Source organism: Streptomyces sp. A18 (assembly GCF_059026065.1).
This window is the reverse complement of record NZ_JBWLKL010000002.1, coordinates 602,974-605,604: the sequence shown is the minus strand read 5'-3', so window position 1 is coordinate 605,604 and position 2,631 is coordinate 602,974. Positions and strand designations below refer to the sequence as shown.

The window sequence follows — 2,631 nt, the reverse complement described above, 5'->3', positions numbered from 1 at the left end:
CGGGGACAGGATTTGAACCTGCGACCTCTGGGTTATGAGCCCAGCGAGCTACCGAGCTGCTCCACCCCGCGCCGTTGAATGCAACTCTACGCCATCAGGGGGAGTGAAAGCGAACCGGCCGGGAACCACCGGCGAACGGGGCCCGCCGCTCACGCGTTCTCGGCGTACGCACGGAACCCGTGCTGCACCTCCGGATCGGCCACCTGGCAGGCTCAGCGTCACTCGGGGGCGGCGCGGGCGCGGGCGCGGCGGGGCCGTTCGGGCGACCCATGCGTCGGGCCCAGGTCAGAACCTTCCTGACCTGGGCCCGAGTGGTAGACCGTGTGGGACTCGAACCCACAACCAATGGATTAAAAGTCCACTGCTCTGCCAATTGAGCTAACGGTCCGTGCGCGGACGCACCCCACGAGCATAGCCGCAGCGGCCCAGCCGTCCGATCGGGTATCGCCTCCTCGGCCCGTCGCGCGTCCCGCGACGGGCCGGGGAGGGGCCGGGGACGGCCGCGGCGCGGTCAGGGATCGGCCGGTTCCGGCGCGCCGCCGCGGGCCGCCTCGCGGGCAGCGGTGCGCTCATGGTCCGGGTTGAGGAACCAGTGTCTGGCCGACGCCAGCCACCAGGTCGCGGCGAAGCCGAGGACGACCAGGACCGCGATCGGGGCGTAGTTGAAGGTCTCCCAGGTGACCGGCGAGACCTGCGGCAGCATGAAGAGCACCGTGATCACGCCGACCCAGGCCACCGCCACGATGCCGATCGGGCGCGACCAGCGGCCCAAGTGCCAGGGCCCGCGCTCGAATTCCTCGCCCTTGCGGAGCCGGAGCAGGGTCGGGATGACGTAGGCGATGTAGAGGCCGATGACGGCGATGGAGGTCACCGCCGCGTACGCCGTGACATTGATCAGATAGGGCAGACCGAGGACGAGCGCGCCGAGGGCCGCGAGCCAGACCGCCGCGACGGGCGTGCGCGTACGCGGGTTGACCGAGTGCCAGATGTGCGAGAACGGCAGCGCTCCGTCCCGCGAGAAGGCGTAGATCATCCGGGAGTTGGCGGTGACGGACGCCATGCCGCAGAAGAGCTGCGCCCCGATGACGACGAGCAGGAGCAGCTTGCCCGTGGTGGCGCCGAGCGCGTCGAGGAGGATCTGGGCGGGCGGGGCACCGGTCGCCGACTCGCGGGCGCCGTCGTACGACTGGATGGCGAAGGTGAAGCCAAGGAGCAGCACGAAGCCCGCGATCCAGGACGTCCAGATGGAGCGGACGATGCCCTTGGGCCCGGCGGTCGACGCGTCGTGCGTCTCCTCGGTCATGTGCGCGGACGCGTCGTACCCGGTGAAGGTGTACTGAGCCATCAGCAGCCCGATCAGGGCCACGTAGAGCCCGCTGCCCCACCCGGTGTTGTTGACGAACTCGGTGAACACGAAGGACGCCGACTGGTGCGAGTCGGGCGAGAAGGCGAGCGCGCCGACGATGACGGCGACCCCGAGGACGTGCCACCACACGCTGACGCTGTTCAGGAGCCCGACGATGCGCACACCGAAGGTGTTGAGGAGGCCGTGGAGCACGAGGATCGCGGCGAAGAGCAGGATCGTGCGCTCCTCGGTGACCTTGAAGTCGAACTGCAGGTTCAGGTACGCGCCGAGGAAGGAGGCCGCGCCGAAGTCGATCCCGGCGGTGACGGCGACCTGACCGAGCACGTTGAACCAGCCCGTGAACCACGCCCAGGCGGCCGCGGTCCTGGGCGGCGCGAGCCGGTGCGCCCAGAAGTACAGCCCGGCGGAGGTCGGATAGGCGGAACAGATCTCCGCCATGGCGAGCCCCACGAACAGCGTCATAAGGCCGACCCCGACCCACCCCCAGGTGATCAGGGCGGGACCGCCGGTGTTCATGCCGAACAGATACATGGTGAGGCAGCCGGACAGGACCGAGATGATCGTGAACGAGACCGCGTAGTTGGAGAACGCGGACATGCGGCGGGCCAGGACCTGGGTGTAGCCGAGCTGGGCGAGGCGCTCCTCGTCGGAGCCTGGAGGTGGTTTCATGCACGAGCGTTGCCCACGACAGGGACATGACATGCGTCACGTTTGACCAAAAGACGTACGTACGCCGAAGGGCCCACCCCGGATGGGGTGGGCCCTTCGGTTCAACTGCTCAGCAGACGTCAGCCGTTGCGCTTCCAGCGCGGCTTGTCGTCACGGCGGCCGAAGGAGCCGGTGCCGGTGCCGGAGCGGTCACGGTTGAACGACGGGCGGTCGTGGCCACCGGAGCGGGCGCCACCGGAGGGGCGGTCGTCACGGCGGTCACGGTTGAACGGACGGTCGCTGCCGCGGTGGCCGCCGGAGGGACGGTCGTCGCGACGGAAGCCGGAGCCACCGCGGTCGTTGCGGTCACGGTTGAAGCCGCCGCCACCCTCACGACGGTCGCCGCCGGAGGGGCGGTCGTCACGGCGGAAGCCGCCACGGTCGCCGCCCGAGGGACGGTCGCCGCCACGGAAGCCGCCGGAGGGACGGTCGTCACGGCGGAAGCCGGAGCCACCGCGGTCGTTGCGGTCACGGTTGAAGCCGCCGCCACCCTCACGACGGTCGCCGCCGCGGAAGCCGGAGCCACCACCACGGTTGTCGTCACGACGCTCGAAGGA

General features: G+C 70.0%; 1 protein-coding gene, 1 tRNA gene and 1 pseudogene. All 3 read right to left on the bottom strand.

Annotated elements, in window-relative coordinates:
• Positions 1-312: 312 nt before the first annotated feature.
• A tRNA-Lys gene (locus AC5P1C_RS05640) sits at positions 313-388 on the bottom strand.
• A gap of 123 nt (positions 389-511) precedes the next feature.
• On the bottom strand, positions 512-2,035 hold the full coding sequence (locus tag AC5P1C_RS05635) for an amino acid permease (protein ID WP_493864508.1): 1,524 nt from the start codon (positions 2,033-2,035) through the stop codon (positions 512-514).
• A 119-nt stretch (positions 2,036-2,154) separates the two neighbouring features.
• A pseudogene (locus tag AC5P1C_RS05630) lies at positions 2,155-2,631 on the bottom strand (DEAD/DEAH box helicase); the annotation flags it as partial.